Origin of the sequence: Candidatus Roseilinea sp. NK_OTU-006, assembly GCF_012931985.1 — a bacterium.
Classification (GTDB): Bacteria; Chloroflexota; Anaerolineae; order J036; family Brachytrichaceae; genus JAAFGM01.
Window position 1 is genome coordinate 17,923 of sequence record NZ_JAAFGM010000033.1, and the last position, 15,193, is coordinate 33,115.

14 protein-coding genes, 1 pseudogene and 1 riboswitch are annotated in these 15,193 nt (G+C 66.3%); of the genes and pseudogenes, 3 read left to right on the forward strand and 12 right to left on the reverse strand.

Annotated elements, in window-relative coordinates:
• Nucleotides 1–59 precede the first annotated feature (59 nt).
• The 3 genes from GXH28_RS13455 to GXH28_RS13465 are packed head-to-tail and all read right to left on the reverse strand — an operon-like array spanning nucleotide 60 to nucleotide 2,004.
• Entirely contained in the window at nucleotides 60–797 is a 738-nt protein-coding gene (locus tag GXH28_RS13455; RefSeq protein ID WP_169239545.1) for a PIG-L family deacetylase, read from the reverse strand.
• Between the two features lie 8 nt (nucleotides 798–805).
• Nucleotides 806–1,498 carry a L,D-transpeptidase family protein gene (locus GXH28_RS13460; protein ID WP_169239546.1) on the reverse strand — a complete coding sequence of 231 codons (693 nt, stop codon included), beginning with the start codon at nucleotides 1,496–1,498 and terminating at the stop codon, nucleotides 806–808.
• An 11-nt stretch (nucleotides 1,499–1,509) separates the two neighbouring features.
• The gene (locus GXH28_RS13465; protein WP_169239547.1) at nucleotides 1,510–2,004 is read right to left on the reverse strand and encodes a L,D-transpeptidase; all 495 of its coding nucleotides are present in this window, start codon (nucleotides 2,002–2,004) and stop codon (nucleotides 1,510–1,512) included.
• A 262-nt stretch (nucleotides 2,005–2,266) separates the two neighbouring features.
• Between GXH28_RS13465 and GXH28_RS13470 the strand changes: the two genes are divergently transcribed.
• A complete protein-coding gene (locus GXH28_RS13470; protein WP_169239558.1) occupies nucleotides 2,267–4,504 on the forward strand; it encodes a glycoside hydrolase family 3 N-terminal domain-containing protein in 2,238 nt (745 codons plus the stop codon).
• 23 nt (nucleotides 4,505–4,527) lie between these two features.
• Here GXH28_RS13470 and GXH28_RS13475 read toward each other — a convergent pair whose 3' ends face one another.
• The 9 genes from GXH28_RS13475 to GXH28_RS13515 all read right to left on the reverse strand — a co-directional run bounded on the left by GXH28_RS13475 (nucleotide 4,528) and on the right by GXH28_RS13515 (nucleotide 14,226).
• Nucleotides 4,528–5,988 (reverse strand): cobyric acid synthase, encoded by a 1,461-nt coding sequence (locus tag GXH28_RS13475; protein ID WP_240550406.1) that lies wholly within the window; start codon nucleotides 5,986–5,988, stop codon nucleotides 4,528–4,530.
• The gene (locus GXH28_RS13480; protein WP_169239548.1) at nucleotides 5,943–6,938 is read right to left on the reverse strand and encodes a pyridoxal phosphate-dependent aminotransferase; all 996 of its coding nucleotides are present in this window, start codon (nucleotides 6,936–6,938) and stop codon (nucleotides 5,943–5,945) included. The genes GXH28_RS13475 and GXH28_RS13480 overlap by 46 nt, the downstream gene beginning before the upstream one ends.
• Nucleotides 6,935–7,843, reverse strand: a complete 909-nt coding sequence (cbiB, locus tag GXH28_RS13485) for an adenosylcobinamide-phosphate synthase CbiB (protein WP_169239549.1) — start codon at nucleotides 7,841–7,843, stop codon at nucleotides 6,935–6,937. The genes GXH28_RS13480 and cbiB overlap by 4 nt, the downstream gene beginning before the upstream one ends.
• 73 nt (nucleotides 7,844–7,916) lie before the next feature.
• Nucleotides 7,917–8,564, reverse strand: a complete 648-nt coding sequence (gene cobO, locus GXH28_RS13490) for a cob(I)yrinic acid a,c-diamide adenosyltransferase (protein ID WP_169239550.1) — start codon at nucleotides 8,562–8,564, stop codon at nucleotides 7,917–7,919.
• Between the two features lie 28 nt (nucleotides 8,565–8,592).
• Complete coding sequence (locus GXH28_RS13495; RefSeq protein WP_169239551.1) at nucleotides 8,593–9,327, reverse strand: adenosylcobinamide amidohydrolase; 735 nt, start codon at nucleotides 9,325–9,327, stop codon at nucleotides 8,593–8,595.
• Nucleotides 9,328–9,332: 5 nt separating this feature from the next.
• Entirely contained in the window at nucleotides 9,333–10,784 is a 1,452-nt protein-coding gene (locus tag GXH28_RS13500; RefSeq protein ID WP_169239552.1) for a cobyrinate a,c-diamide synthase, read from the reverse strand.
• Nucleotides 10,785–10,890: 106 nt separating this feature from the next.
• Entirely contained in the window at nucleotides 10,891–11,757 is an 867-nt protein-coding gene (locus GXH28_RS13505; RefSeq protein ID WP_169239553.1) for an ABC transporter ATP-binding protein, read from the reverse strand.
• Nucleotides 11,758–11,764: 7 nt separating this feature from the next.
• A complete protein-coding gene (locus GXH28_RS13510; protein ID WP_320447966.1) occupies nucleotides 11,765–12,901 on the reverse strand; it encodes a FecCD family ABC transporter permease in 1,137 nt (378 codons plus the stop codon).
• Nucleotides 12,898–14,226: an ABC transporter substrate-binding protein gene (locus GXH28_RS13515; protein WP_169239554.1), complete on the reverse strand. Its 1,329-nt coding sequence runs from the start codon at nucleotides 14,224–14,226 to the stop codon at nucleotides 12,898–12,900. The genes GXH28_RS13510 and GXH28_RS13515 overlap by 4 nt, the downstream gene beginning before the upstream one ends.
• Nucleotides 14,227–14,401: 175 nt before the next feature.
• A riboswitch (cobalamin riboswitch) is annotated at nucleotides 14,402–14,569 on the reverse strand.
• A gap of 141 nt (nucleotides 14,570–14,710) precedes the next feature.
• Here GXH28_RS13515 and GXH28_RS13520 point away from each other — a divergent pair.
• On the forward strand, nucleotides 14,711–14,875 hold the full coding sequence (locus tag GXH28_RS13520) for a hypothetical protein (RefSeq protein WP_169239555.1): 165 nt from the start codon (nucleotides 14,711–14,713) through the stop codon (nucleotides 14,873–14,875).
• Nucleotides 14,876–14,908: 33 nt separating this feature from the next.
• A pseudogene (locus GXH28_RS13525) lies at nucleotides 14,909–15,193 on the forward strand (hypothetical protein); the annotation flags it as partial.

The window sequence follows — 15,193 nt, forward strand, 5'->3', positions numbered from 1 at the left end:
CTGATGATCTGCACTGGATCAAGTCAATGCGGGCGCAACGCGGGGCATGCGCGCATCGGTCACAAATCGGTGCGACACGCCCAGTAACGTTCACCACCCACTCGCGATACGTAGCCACGCACGCGCTCCGGCATCGCCGCAGCCGACCCAAACACGGCGGATAACTGCGACGCATAGCACGCAATCGCGCGAATGCGCATGTTTACTTCATCTGTCGTTAACGCAATTTCATCACATGTCCACCCATCAGGTGGAGTGAACCGATCCAGCTTGTCCGCGTAAGGAAAGTCTTCGTAGTAGCGGATGTCAGGCTGGCCAGCAAGCAACTCGACGGCGTGCCGAACGATGACATGATCCACGTGGCCGCCGACGGCTAAGGGGCAGTAAACCTGCGTTGCAGTGCGGATGAGCGGTGCCAACACCGCCTGCACCTGAGGAAGCTGAACTTGCCAATCGTATGGATGCACGGCGCCACCGATGAAGTCGTTCGTATAGAGCGGCGCGCCCTTCTCATCGCGGCGGTAAATCGCGTCGAGCAGGCCCAGGTGTGCCGCATTCGCTCCTAACACCCGGCAGGCCTGCGCATCCTCGGCACGTCGGCCCTGGTAAGGCCGGTCGCCGAGCTGCCATTGCCGATGCTCGTGCTGTGCAGCCTCCGACAACGGCCAATCTGCCGGCGGATCCGCCGTGCATATCGTCGCAATGGTGACCGACTGGCCGGCAGACGCGAGGCGATAGACCAGCCCGCCACAGGACAAGGCGACATCGTCGAGGTGCGGCGAAATAAAGAGGATCACCGTTGCTATCAGGGCCGAATGACGACCAGTGTGCCTAGCGGCGCCCAGCGATATAACTTGGCAGCATCGGGGATATTGAGCACCACGCAGCCGAACGAGCCGCGCGCGCCGACGCGCCAATTCACCAGCCGGCCGTTGCGCGAGGGCATGGCATGGATGCCGTTCTCGATGCTGCCGGCATCATAGATGCCCATCCAATACGGCATATCCAGATTCCACAAATTGGCGCGCGCCATGGGCATCTTCGTCTTGATGCGAAAGACGCCAGGCTTGGTGTCGCGGTTGGGGTGCTCCTCCGTGGGCAGGCCGGTGCTGACAAGGAACTCAAAAATCAATTGATCGCCATCGTATGCCCACATGCGTTGCCGGCTGAGGCTAACATAGATCACTTTACCGTCGCCCGGCTGTGGGTCAATCTTCGGCGCCATCCAAGGAGAGATGACGCCTGGCGCGGTGGGAATCGTAAGCACGGCGCCGGGGATAACGCGGTTGTTGGCCAGGCCGTTCGCTCGACGCAGCGCCTTTAGGCTTACCCCAAACTGCTCGGCAATCGCCGGCAAGCTATCACCCTGCTCGAACGTGTAGGTGAGCTGCCCGCTGATCGAGCCGGCAGGCGGCGCGGCTAACACAGCAGGATGCACACTCCCGCCGATGAGCAGCGCGACCAGGATGTTGAGCGTTCGCCGGATGAGCCTCGCCATAATCGCAAGTACTACCGCCGGATATATACAGGCGTGCCCAGCGGCGCCCAGCGATACAGCGCGGCTGCATCGTCGGCAGTGGCGACGATGCACCCGAACGATGCCGGATAGCCGACCGGCCACCGCACCAAAGCGCCGTTCTTGCGCATGGGCATCGCATGAATGCCGTTCTCAACCGTCCCAACGGTATAGATGCCCATCCAATACGGCATGCGCAGTTGCCATACGTTCGACCAAGCCTCAGGGATTTTGCTCTGCACGCGAAAGTTGCCCTGTCGCGTGCCGCGCTTTGGCTCGCCACTGCTGATGAGGAAGGTCATGACCACCTCGCCGTCCTCGTATGCCCACAACCGCTGCCGGCTGATGCTGACGAAGATTTCACGGCCGCGACCGTTGATGATCCTATCACCGGGGGTGCCTCGCGTAGCGAAGGCTGCGCTTGCCGGGGCGGCCAACATGCCAAGGCTGCCCGCGATCAGGCCGGCGAGAAAAGATCTACGGTTCATCGTCTGGATAAAGTGTAGCCGGGAGCCGACAAATCTACAAGGCAGAAGCGGAAGGCGATGAGCAGGGTGGGGTGGATGTCTGGCGGCTTCGACGCGTGCGCCGCGCCTGACGAGATGGTCAGCCGAGTTTGAACATGTATGCGCTACGGTTGCGGCTTCACAGCGTGTGCACTAAACTGAGGCCCATCCATCAGTTCATACCTCCGAAGAGCAGACCGTGACACCCAACGTTCACCCCCAAGTGCGCGACTTACTCGCCCGCATGACGCTCGACGAAAAGCTTGCCCAGCTCAACGCCTGCTGGATGCGCGACCTGCTCACCGACGGCCGGCTTGACGCTGACAAATTGCGCCAGCGCTGCCGTGCGGGCATCGGCCAGATTACCCGCCCGGCCGGAAGCTCTGCGCTGCTCCCCGACGCGCTGGCCGAGGCTGCCAACCAAATTCAGCGCTTCCTCGTGGAGGAGACCCGGCTGGGCATCCCGGCCATTTTGCATGAGGAGTGCTGCGCCGGCGCAATGGTGCGTCAGGGCACAACCTTCCCACAACCCATCGGCTTGGCCAGCACGTTCCAGCCGGATCTCATCGCCGAGATGAGCGCGGCCATCCGCAGCCAACTACGCGCCATCGGCGTGCGCCAGGGCCTAGCGCCGGTGCTCGACCTGGCGCGCGATCCACGCTGGGGACGCTTCGAGGAGACCTTCGGCGAGGACCCGCTGCTCGTCGCACGCTGCGGCGTGGCCTACGTTCGCGGCCTGCAAGGCGACGATTTGCGCGACGGCGTGATGGCCACCGGCAAACACTTCATCGGCCACAGCGCCTCGCAGGGCGGCCTGAACTGCGCGCCGGCCCTGTTGGGCCGTCGTGAGCTGTTTGAGGCTTACCTGCTGCCCTTCCAGGCAGCGATCCAAGCGGCCGGCCTGGCTTCGATCATGAACGCTTACCCGGAGTTGGACGGCGAGGTAGTGGCCGCTTCGCGCCGACTGCTCACCGACTTGCTGCGCGAGGCGCTTGGCTTCGACGGCCTGGTGGTCTCCGACTACGAGGCGATCATGATGATCCACACTTACCACTTCGCCGCCGAAAATCTGCGGCGCGCCGCCGTGCTCGCCGTCCAGGCCGGCCTAGACATCGAGTTGCCGACAACCTGTTGCTACGGCGACCTGCTCCGCCAGGCGCTGGAAGCCGGCGAGGTGGACATGGCGACCATTGATCAAGCGGTGAGCCGAAACTTGCAAAAGAAGTTCGAGCTAGGCCTGTTCGAGCATCCCTACGTGGAGGCAGAGCGCGCCGCCACGACCTTCGCCGACCCACGCCACCGTGAACTGGCCCAGCGCATCGCACGACAGAGCCTTGTGCTCCTGAAGAACGATGGCCTCTTGCCACTGCCGCGCACGTTGCACTCCCTGGCCGTGATCGGCCCAAACGCTCACAACGCGCGCAACCTACTCGGCGATTACACCTACCCGGCCCACCTCGAGGACCAATTCCCCGCCGAGACGGCAGAAGAGTTAACGCGCATCCCCACCGTGCTGGATGGCATCCGCGCGCTGGCCGCGCCGGGGACGCAGGTGCGCTACGCGCGCGGTTGCGACAACCTCGAACCCAGCACGGACGGCTTCGCAGAGGCCATCCGCGCCGCCGAACAGGCCGACGCGGTGATTCTGGTGTTGGGCGACCGCTCCGGCCTGACACCGCGCTGCACCTCCGGCGAGACGCGCGACAGCGCCTCGCTGCGCCTCCCCGGCCCACAGGAGGCGCTGGCCGAGGCCATCCTGGCCACCGGTAAGCCGGTGGCGCTTGTGCTGGTCACCGGCCGCCCCTATGACCTCTCGCGCATTGAGCCGCGCGTCCAAGCCATCCTCCAGGCGTGGTTGCCCGGCGAAGCCGGCGGACTGGCCATCGCCGAAGCGCTCTTCGGCGAGGTCAACCCCGGCGGCAAACTGCCGGTCACCTTCCCGCGCAGCGTCGGGCAACTGCCCATCTTCTACAATCACAAGCCTTCCGCCTCACGCTCGAACTGGCACGGCGACTACATGGACGAGTCGGTGCGGCCGCTATACCCTTTCGGCCACGGCCTGAGCTACACCTATTTCGGCTACAGCGACTTGGTCATCTCACCGGCCCAGGTCACGCGCGGGGAGCAGGTGGACATCTCGCTCGAAGTGTGCAACAGCGGCGAGCGCGCCGGCGATGAGGTGGTGCAGCTCTATGTGCGCGACGAGTACGCCAGCCTGCCGCGGCCGGTCAAGGAGTTGAAGGGCTTCGCGCGGCTCACGGTGGCGCCGGGCGAGCGCCGGCGCGTGACTTTCCATTTGCCTGCGGACGCACTCGCCTTCTACGACGCCGACCTGCGCTTGACGCTGGAGCCGGGCCGCGTCCAAGTCATGGTGGGCAGCTCGTCGGAGGACATCCGTCTGACCGGCGCGTTTGAGATTGTTGGCGAGGGTCCGATGCCGGTCAGCCGGCGCGTGTGGGATTGTCCGGTTAGCGTCGCGTGAGCAGGGCAACGGGACAACCGGCATCAGGCCGGGCGCAGCATCAGCCCTGGCCAATGCGCCATCACGGCCTGCGCCACCCGGTCCAGCTCGGCATCGAGGCGTGCGTGCCAATCCTGCGCCCTCCCCTGCCAGCCGAGCTGAGCCAACCACCATTGGCGGTAGGCCGTGTGCTTGAACAGGTCGTGCAGATAGATGCCGATCACGTTGTCCTGCCGCCAGCCGAGGCCGTCGCTCAGGTGTGGGCGGGCGCGCGGGCCGGCTACGGTGACGCCATGGTGAATCTCGTAGCCCGTCACCGATCCAACTTCCACGCAGTGCGCCTCGCGTTGTTGGGTGACCTTGGCCGGCGCCAGCTCGGTGGTCACGTCCAGCAGGCCCAGGCCGGCGATCTCGCCGCCGCCCTCCAGCCCGTGCGGGTCGCGCAGCGCTCGGCCGAGCATCTGCATCCCGCCGCACACGCCGTGGATCAGCGCGCCGCGCTGCGCCGCGCGCCACACCTCGGCGGCCAGCCCGCCGGCGCGCAACGCCGAGAGGCTAACGGCGGTGTGCTTGCTGCCGGGCAGGATGACGGCATCGAAATCGTCCAGCGGCTGCCGATGGCGGATTACGCTCACCGAGACGCCCGGCTCGTCCACCAGCGGGTCGAACTCGTCGAAGTTGCTGGCGTAGGGGTAGGCGAGGATCGCCACGCGGATGGCGCGCTCCTCGCTGGGGCGCGCGCGGTCGGCGCGGGCGGCCAGCGCCGCGATGTCGTCCTCCTCCGGCAGCCCGTGCGCCAGCATCGGCACCACGGCCACTGTCGGCACGCCCGTGCGCTCGCGCAGCCAGTCCATGCCGTCGCCCAACAGCATCGGGTCGCCGCGAAACTTATTCAGCACGAAGCCGCGTATCAACGCCTGCTCCTCCGGCGCGAGGCAGAGAAAAGTGCCCAGCAGGTGGGCAAATGCGCCGCCGCGGTCAATATCGGCCACCAGGTACACGTCGGCGTTCGCCTCCAGCGCCACGCGCATGTTGACGATGTCGCCGGAGCGCAGGTTGACCTCGGCCGGGCTGCCGGCGCCCTCGATCACCACCAGCTCGAAGTCGCGCAGCAGCGAATGCAGGCTCTCGCGCACCACGCCCCACAGGTGCGGCTTGCGCGTCAGCCAGGGCGTGTCGGTGAGGCGCGGATCGTAGCGCCCCAGGACGATCACCTGCGAGCGCGTCTCGGCCTGTGGCTTCAACAGCACCGGCTGCATCCGCGCCTCCGGCCGAGCGCGCGCAGCCAACGCCTGCACGAATTGGGCGCGGCCGATCTCCAGGCCGTCGGGCGTGACCGCCGCGTTGTTGCTCATGTTCTGAGCCTTGAAAGGCGCCACGCGCACGCCTTGGTTGGCGAAGTGGCGGCATAGAGCTGTGACCAGGAAGGATTTGCCGGCGCTGCTGGTGCAGCCCACGATCATGATCGGCTTGTAGCGCGTTCGGGGATTTGCAAGGTCTGCCATGCCTCGATCAGCTTGCGATTGTCAGCCGGCGTGCGGGCAGCCACGCGCACACGGTCGGGCAGGCCGAACGACGCGCAATCGCGTATGCGGATGCCCTGCGCGCGCAGCGCCGCTGCCACGGCTGCCGCATCGCCTACGCGAACGGTGAAGAAGTGCAGGCCCGTCTCCTCGCCGCCGAGGTCTTGCGCCAGTTGCTTTGCCCACACTCGCGCGGTGGGCAGGGTGCGCGCCAAGAAGTCGCCCTGTTTCGGCAGCGCCTCCAGCGCCGCCGCCAACGGCGAGGGGATGGCCCAGGCTGGCTGCAAGGTGCGCAGCTCGCGCGCGAGGTTCGGTTCGGCCAGGGCATAGGCCAGGCGCATCCCCAGCAGCCCATGCGCCTTGCTCGGCGATTGCACCCGCACCAGCCCCGGCCATGGCGAGACCGCCAGCGGCGCGGCCATAAACGGCAAGTAAGCCTCATCGGCGATGACGACGCCGGCGAACGCGCGCAGCCGGTTGAGGTCGAGGTAGTGGCCGGTGGGGTTGTGCGGGTTGGAGAGATACAGCACGCGCGCCGCTGGCTGCGCCAGACACGCGCGCAGGCCGCCCTCGTCTCGCGGCAGCACGCGCAGCTCGCCGCCTTGCTGCGCGACGGCGAGGGCGAATTCGCCGAAGGGCGCGCCCAGGCTGAGCACCACGTCGCTGGGGCGCACCAGCAGCCGCGCCAGGCGGTGCAGCAGCTCGCTCGCCCCGACGCCCAGCGCCACGCCGTCGGGATGCCACCCGTGCCAGGCAGCCAGCGCCTCGCGCGCCCGCGTGTAGTGCGGGTCAGGGTAGTCGGCCAGCGGCGCATCGTGCCAGGCGCGCACCAGCGCCGGATTAGGGCCGAGCGGGTTGGTGTTCACGCTGAAGTCCAGCAGCGCGTCGTCCGGCCCCTGCGGGCCGCCATGCGTGAAGGCAAACGCGCTCATTGCAAGCCCCCCATCTGCATCGCCAGCTCAACCGCGCCGGCGATGACAACCCACGTCCACGCCGCAACGCTACACCAGCGCAGGGCGCGATGCACGTCTTCGTCGGCCGGCAAGGGGAACTCCGCGCCCAGCGAGTACAAGTTGCGCTTGGTCAAGTTCACGCGCAGCGCGCCTGCCGCGACGCTCATCGGTTGGCCGGCGTTGGGTGAGGGCGTCCGCCGGCCGTCGCGCCGCCACACGCGCCAGGCGCTGCGCGCGTCCAACCGCAGCAGCCACGCTGTGGTTAACAGCAACAGGGCCGTCAGGCGGGCAGGGATGAAGTTCAGCGCGTCATCGGCGCGCGCCGCCCACTTGCCGAACCATTCCAGCTCCGGCGTGCGATAGCCCCACATGGCATCGGCGGTGTTGGCGAAGCGATACAGCGCGGCCAGCGGCAACCCACCGACGACAAACCAAAACAGCGGCGCGACAAGGCTATCGCTCAAGTTCTCGGCCAGCGATTCGATCGTCGCGCCGTTGACCTCGCCTGCGCTCAGATCGCGCGTGTCGCGGCTCACCAGGTGCCAGCTCAACAAGCGCCGTCTCTCCGCCGGCGCGTCTGCGCGGAGGATCTCCAGCGCTGCTGCGCGCAGCCCGCGCCAGGCGAACAGCGGCTTCAACATCACCGCAAGCGCCACTGCCGAGGCCGCCGGCGGCAGCGCGGCCAGCAGCGCCGACTGGACCAGCCACGCGCCGCCGGCGAACAGCAGCGCGCCGCCCCACCACGCCAACGCGCCGGCCAGAAAGCGCGCCGGCAGCCGCCGCTGCATGTGGCGCAAGTAGCCGCCCATCCACACCACCGGATGAAGGCGCGCTGGCGGCTCGCCCAGCAGCACGTCCAGCGCAAAGGCCGTCGGGATCACCATCACGCCGTAACCGAGTTGATGTATTTGCCGTCGCTGCGCAACACGCGCGCGTGGGGCTGTGCAGTGCTCATCGTCAGAATTCAATCCCAGGCTGGGCGCGAATGCCCTGGTCGCGGTAGGGGTGCTTCACCTCCCGCATCTCGGTCACCAGGTCGGCGAATTCAATCAGCGCCTCGGGCGCGTCGCGACCGGTGATGATCACGTGGGTCATGGGCGGCTTGTGCTCGCGCAACCAGCCCACTACCACCTCAGCATCCAGCCAACCAAAATGCATCACGTAGGTGAACTCATCAAGCAAGAACACGTCGTAGTTGCCGCCGGCGATCTTCTGCTTGGCCACTTCCCAGCCGTGCAGCGCCCTGGCCTGCGTCTCGTCCAGATTCTTGCTGGTCCAGGTGAAGCCGTCGCCCATCGGCGTCAGCTCGATGCCCATCTTTTGCAGGGCTTTCAGCTCGCCATACGAGGACTTCTCGTGCTTGAAGAACTGCACGCCGCCGACGCGCATGTTACGGCCCCAGGCGCGCAGCAGAATGCCCAGCGCGGCTGTGGTTTTGCCTTTGCCGTTGCCGGTGTTGACGATCACCAGACCCTTGGGCCGGTGGCTGTCTCGCGCGGCTTTGCGCTTGGCTTCGCGTTCGGGGTCGCTGCGCAGAGGCGTGTTGGCCAGCTCGATGCCGAAGCGGTCGGTAGGTCGAGACTCGGTCGAGTCGGTCGGTTCCATGTTTGTCATCATCGTCCTTCCTCTGGGGTTAACCGGATGTGGCGATGTGCTCGGTTTGGGCGGTTTGCCGGCGCGCGTGCCACACGAACACCGCATTGAGCGTCGCGGCGCGCACCGCCCGGCCGATCATTGCGCCAACGTGTGAGATCGGGCCGCCGTATTCAAAGTGCGCGCCGCGTTCGGTGCTGGCGACGACGAGCGCATCGCTGCCGGTGCCGCTGGCCAGGTGGCCTTCGGGCGTGCGCACACTGCACTCGGCCATGACCAGACTCTTGGCCTCGGTTGCCGTGATTACGGCATTCACCTGCGCGGCGGGCGACAATTTGCCGTCTACCAGCACGATAGTGTTGATCGTGCCTGGGCCGGCGCGCCGGGCGCTCTGGCTTACACCGGCGGCGGTCGGATGGCTGATGCCCAGCGTGACGATGGCGGCCACCGTTGCAACATCATCGCGTTCGACGACCACTTGAGCATCCGCAACGCGCGCGGCCGTGAGCATGCCGACGAACGGGTCGATGATGTTGCGCTGCCGCGCAGCGTGTTGCAGGTCGGCCAGATGGTTGCCGCATTGATAGTCGGCCGGCACGCCTAAGTTGAGGATGTGATGTGTGCGCAACAAGCCGCCCCCCAGAACGGCCGAGCTGAGACAGCTCAGCGCATGTTCGCTCTCGACGTGCAGGGCGGTCGGCAAGCGATACAGGCGTACGCCGGGCATCAGCCCGATAGGGGGTTCAACGGTTTCTCGATCGCGTGAGGTTTTCATTGGTTTCATGGGTGACCTTCGGATTGGCCGGCGCTCGACCATCGTCGGGCCGCCTGCACGAACCGCGCCGCCAGCTCCGGCTTGCTCAGGAAGTGGAGGTGCAGGTAAGAAGCGATCACGTTGTGCACTTGTGCGCCGTCGGGCTGCGCTTCCTTCTGATAGCGCACCGGCAGCAGGGTGTAGGCTGGCTCCGGCCCCTGGTCGGGCTTCTGCCAGGTCGAGTAGTGAAACTCGTGGCCGCGGATGGTCTCACCGCGGCGCCACAACCAGTTGTCCCGCGGCGCGCGAGCCAGACGATAGCCCAGGGTCAGCCGTGCAGTCATGACCGAGCGGCCGGGCAGCACTCCGCACATGGGGTGGATGGCGCCTGCCTGGTCCACCAGTGCCTCGCACAGATACATCAGCCCGCCGCATTCGGCGTAAATCGGCATGCTGTTTGCCGCGGCCTGCGCAATGGCCGCCCGCATAGCCGCGTTGCCGGCCAGTTGCGCGGCATATAGCTCGGGGAAGCCGCCGCACAAGATGACTGCGCCGGTGCGATCGGGGAGTCGCTCGTCATGCAACGGGCTGAAGCAGGCCAGCGCTGCGCCGGCCGCCTCCAGCAGCTCCAGGTTGTCGGGATACAAAAAGCTGAAAGCTTCGTCGCGGGCCACGGCAATGACCGGCCGTTGCGACGGCGTTCGATCTTCTGGTGGAAGATCGGCCGGTGATGGGTGCATTGCCTCTGCTGAAGCGGGAAGCGCGAGCTGCGGTGGCCGAACGCGCGCCAGCGCAACCAGCCCATCCACATCCACCCCCGCCTCCACCGCCTCGCGCGCGGCCGCAACCCAGGTCGCAGCATTGTGCTCGGCGGCCGGGATCAGGCCCAGGTGACGCTCCGGCAAGGCAAGTTGCGCGTGGCGCGGCAGGCTGCCGAGCACCCGCACGGCCAGGTGTTGCTCGACCGCCTCGCGCAACATGGCGGCGTGGGTTGGGCTGCCCACGCGGTTGAAGATCACGCCGGCGACGTTCACCCGTGGGTCGAAGGCGCTCAGCCCGTGCACGATGGCCGCAACCGTGCGCGCCATCGCTTGCGCATCCAGCACGAGGATGACCGGCGCGCCGAGCAACCGTGCGATGTGGGCCGCGCTGCCGGTATCGTCATCGCCTGCGATGCCGTCGAACAGTCCCATTACGCCTTCGATCACGGCGATGTCGGCGTCGCGCATGCGACGCGCAAACAGCGCGCGCAACGCCTCCTCGTCCAACATCCAGGCATCCAGGTTGTGGCAGGGTCGTCCGGCAGCCTGCGCCAGGAGCGAAGGATCAATGTAGTCTGGCCCGACTTTGAAGGGCGCTACCCGCAGCCCACGCGCGACCAGGGCAGCGATGAGGCCGGCCGTGACCGTGGTCTTGCCGCTGCCGCTGGACGGTGCTGCGATCAACAGCGCAGGCGACAAGGGCGATCCGTCGAACATCTCCCTGAGAAGGTTGAACAAGGTCTGCTCGCTAGAGTCGAAATGCCATCAATGACGCCGTCGCCGATCTTTTCGACAGCAAAATCGGGAGCAAGGGACTTGGCAACTAAGATGTCGTCCATCGTTGGTGTATCTCTTGCAAGTAGCGCCTGACCTCGGTGCCTTCATCGGCGAAGACGCGCAGCAGCTCACCCCGGCGATGCACCTGCTCGGGCGTCCCGGCGACGAACGTCCCATCGCCGCCCATGAGCCAAAGCGCGTCGGCGTAGCGCAGCGCCAGCTCCAAGTCGTGGGTGCTGATTAACAAGGCGCGGCCGGTCTGATGGGCCAAATCGCGCAGCAGGTGCATGATCTCGATGCGCCGCGGCAGGTCGAGAAAAGCCGTCGGCTCGTCGAGCAGGATGATCGGGGTCTGCTGCGCCAGCGCGCGGGCGATCATCACGCGCTGGCGCTCACCGTCGCTGAGCTGGGCTACCGCGCGCGCAGCCAGCGCCTCGCAGCGCGCCGCGCGCATGGCTTCTTGCACAATCGCCTCATCCTCCGCAGTGAGGCGGCCATCCCATCGGGTGTAGGGCGTGCGCCCCAGCGCGGCGAGCGCATAAGCCGTCATGTAGCCGACGTCCACGCGGTCGGTGAGCACCACGGCCAGCTTGCGCGCCCTGCGCTCCGGCGAGAGGGCGTGGAGCGGTTCGCCGTCAATCCATACTGTGCCGCCGAGCGGCGGCTGCAAGCCGCACAGCGTGCGCATCAGGGTGCTCTTGCCGGCGCCGTTCGGGCCGAGCAGGGCGGTGAGTTTGCCGCGCGACAGGCTCAAGTTCAGTCCGCGATGCACTACCCGCCGGCTCGTGCCATTTCGGTAGCCGGTGATCAGGTCTGTGGCGCGGATGGCGGACTCGTCCCCGTTCGGCGGCGGCGCGTCGGGCGCGCTGTGAATCGCTCGGGGGCGAGTGAAAGCGAATCGGTGGGTGATCATGCGCCCCTCACACCCGCCCGAAGCTCTGGCGGCGCAGGACGATCCACAGCACCACCGGCGCACCCACGGCGGACGTGACGACGTTGAGCGGCAACGCCGCGCGCGCGCCGGGCATCTGGCTGATCAGGTCGAAGATCAGCGCCAGCCCGCCGCCTAGCATCAGCGCGGCCGGCAGCAACACGCGATGGTCGCTGCTGCCAAAGAGGGCGCGGCACAGGTGCGGCACGGCGATCCCGATGAAGCCGATAGGGCCACAGAACGCCGTCACCGCGCCGGCGAGCAGCGAGGCGCTGGCCGTCACCCACCAGCGCGCTGCGCGCACGTTGATCCCCATGCTGGCTGCATAGTTCTCGCCCAGCAACAGCGCGTTCAGCGGCTTAGCCGTAAACAGCGCCGCCGCCAGCCCCAGCAGCAGCGTCGGCGCGAAAGCGCGCATCTGCTGCCAGGTGACCCCGCCGAAGCTGCCGAAGGTCCAGTTGAGGTAGGCGCTGACCTGCTCGGGGATGCTGAAGTAGATCAGCACGCTCACGACCGCGCCGGCCAGGTAGCTGATCATCAAGCCCAGCACCAGCAGCGTGATCACGCTCTGCACGCGACGGGCAATGGCCAGCACGAGCGCGAAGACGGCCGCCGCACCGAGCGAGGCCGCGGTCACCAGCCCGAAATCACCCAAGTAGGCGGCGCGGCCGAACACGCTCACGCTCGCCGCCGCGCCGCCCAACACCGCCAGCGCCACGCCCAGGCTGGCGCCGCTGCTGATGCCGAGCGCGAACGGGTCGGCCAGCGGGTTGCGGAACAGCGTCTGCATCTGTAGGCCGGCCACGCTCAATGCCGCGCCGGCCAGCAGCGCCGTGATGGCTTTGGGCAGCCGGAAGACGAGCACGATGGTCTGCCAGGTGTCCTTGCTCGCCTGCACGCCAAGCAGCACGCGCACCACTTCGTCCAACGGGATGGGCACGCTGCCGACGGCCAGCGAGAGCAGGAAGGCGGCTACGGCGAAGACGGCCAGCCCGAGCAGCACGCCGCGCCGTATGCCGAGGGGCGGGAAGGACTCAGCTGCGTTGGTTGCAACGGTCGCACCGGTCAGACCGCTGGGAGCGGCCTGACCGGTAGATGTGGAAGAGAGACGCGCGACAGGGTTCACTTCGACTCGAGCTTGCGCCAGAACACGAACTCGTGATCGGCCATCAGGTCTGGGTGCAGGATTTTGGCGAGGTCGGCCAGCAGGATGTCGGGGTTGCCGACGCCGGTCTCCCAGTAGTCGTTGCCGCCGTTCTCGTTCACGCGCTTGTCGTTATTCCAAACGTTGCCGTTCTTGACAGCGGCCATCTCGGCGTAGCGCGGCTCGGCCGCCAGGATCGCTTGGATGGTGTCATAGCGCTCGAAGCTACCCAACAGCCAAACGTCGGCCGAGACAGCTTTGTCATAGACCTCCTCGAAGGTCAGAAACAAGCTGCCGGCGCTCTGATCGTCGGCGAAGGGATAAGCACCGCCGGCATCGCGGATGAGCTGCGCGACATAGCTGGCGCCGCCCGGCACGATCCATTTATCTTGCATCGCCATGTTGGGAATCACGACCGGCCGGGTTGTGGCTGCCTTCACCTTCTCGGCGATCGCCCGGTAGCGCTGCTGGGTCGCGGCATACGCTTCCTGCGCTTGCGCCTCTTTGTTGAAGAACAGCGCGGTGAATTTGATCCACTCGGCGCGGCCCAGAGGGGTTTCCTCCATATATTCGGCGTTGATCACGGTGGGGATTTTGGCCTCCAGCAGCTTGGGGTGAGCGTCGTACTGCGGGTCGCCCGAGCCGTAGGTCATCACCAGGTCGGGCTGGGCGGCGATAGTCTTCTCGACGTCAACCTGTGCGCCGCTGCCGATCTCCATCAGCGCGCCGGCCTCGATCAGCGCGCGCACCTTGGGGTTGTTCACGTACAGAAAGCTGTCCAGCCCAAGCAAACGGTCGAGCAGGTCGAGCTTCTCCAGGTGCGGCAGGTGCGTGGTGCTCATGGCGATCACGTCCTGGGCCGGCGCTTCGATCACTAGGGCGTCGCCCACGTCGGTCGGGGCCGGCGCGCCGCACTGCACGATGACGTACCTGAACTGCTGCTCCGCCCCACGCCAGGGGTTGAGCACGGTGACGACTTTGTAGTGCTTGAAGTACTCCACCGTGAAGCCGGTGGCATCTTCGAGGGTAACCTTCTCCGGGAAGTAGTCAACGTCCGGGCTGAAGGTCTCGATGCAGCCGTCGGTGAGGTTGGTTGTTGGCGCTTCGACGGCCGGCGCAGCGGTCGGTTGTGGCTCGGGCGTCGCCGTCGGCGCCGGTGTAGCAGTCGGTTCTTGGGCTGCCGTTGGCTGTGCAGGGATAGCGGTCGGCGTTGGCAGGGGCACGGCGCATGCGGTCAGCGCCGCCGCCAGCACGGATAGGACGAACAGACGATGAAAAGTTGAAACGGTCGTATCGGTGTGTGACATGGTCAGTCGAAAAGGGATGAACGCGCGCCCATGACGAGCGCACCGTCGGAATCGCACAGTCGTAACGAAACGAAAGACCCCGCCTTCTCAGACGGGGTCGGAATGTCGCTCAACCAAGACACACACCGCTTTCACGGTGCATTGGCCATGCTCCACCTCCTTGGTCACGAGAAGGTTTGCAACATAGATCGAGGCAGGCATCCTGGCTTGTGCGCTCGGCGGCGCACTTACAGTTGCGGCACAGCGCCGGACTTTCACCGGCTTCCACCTTTAAGCCCTAGCTTCCGAGCTTTTCAGCCCGCGCAAATGCGCAGGCATCGGGTCACCTCGACGTATTCAATTGTGAGGGCGAGTATAGCACAACCACGGCGCGCCGTGTGGCCGACGCTTTTCGGCGAAGATGGTCTTCGCTATAGGTCTTTGCGCACAACCGGTGCAAATGTGCGGTATTTGCTCAGTTGAAAACCTCGCATAATGCGAAGCGATGAATGCCAAAACCAAAGGTAGACGGCTGCGTGAGCGTCGGCATGTGAAAGCGGCGCGGATCATCTACGCCCAGGCGCAGGCGGCGTTCCCGCGCTACAGCCATCGGTTCAGCCCGAAGCAGTTCACCCTGCCGCAGTTGGCGACGTGCGTGCTGCTGAGCTAAGATGAGCTACCGCGACGTTGAAGCGTTCTGTTGATGAGCCGGGAACGCCGCGACGTGTTGGAGACGACCGCCGCGCCGGACTACAGCGCGCTCAACCGGATGTATCACCGCTTTCGAGCCGGTCACTTGGACAAGATGAACGAGGCGCTGCTGAGCACCCTGGATAACGGCGGTTGGGTTCAGGAAGACGCGATCACACTCGACTCGACCCTCTTTTCGCCCGACCCATGCCGGCGCCTACGTTCAGACCCGCCGCGGCAAGCCGTTCAAACGCCGGCTGAAAGGCGCGTATGCTGTCGGTGTCAGCAGCCATATGAT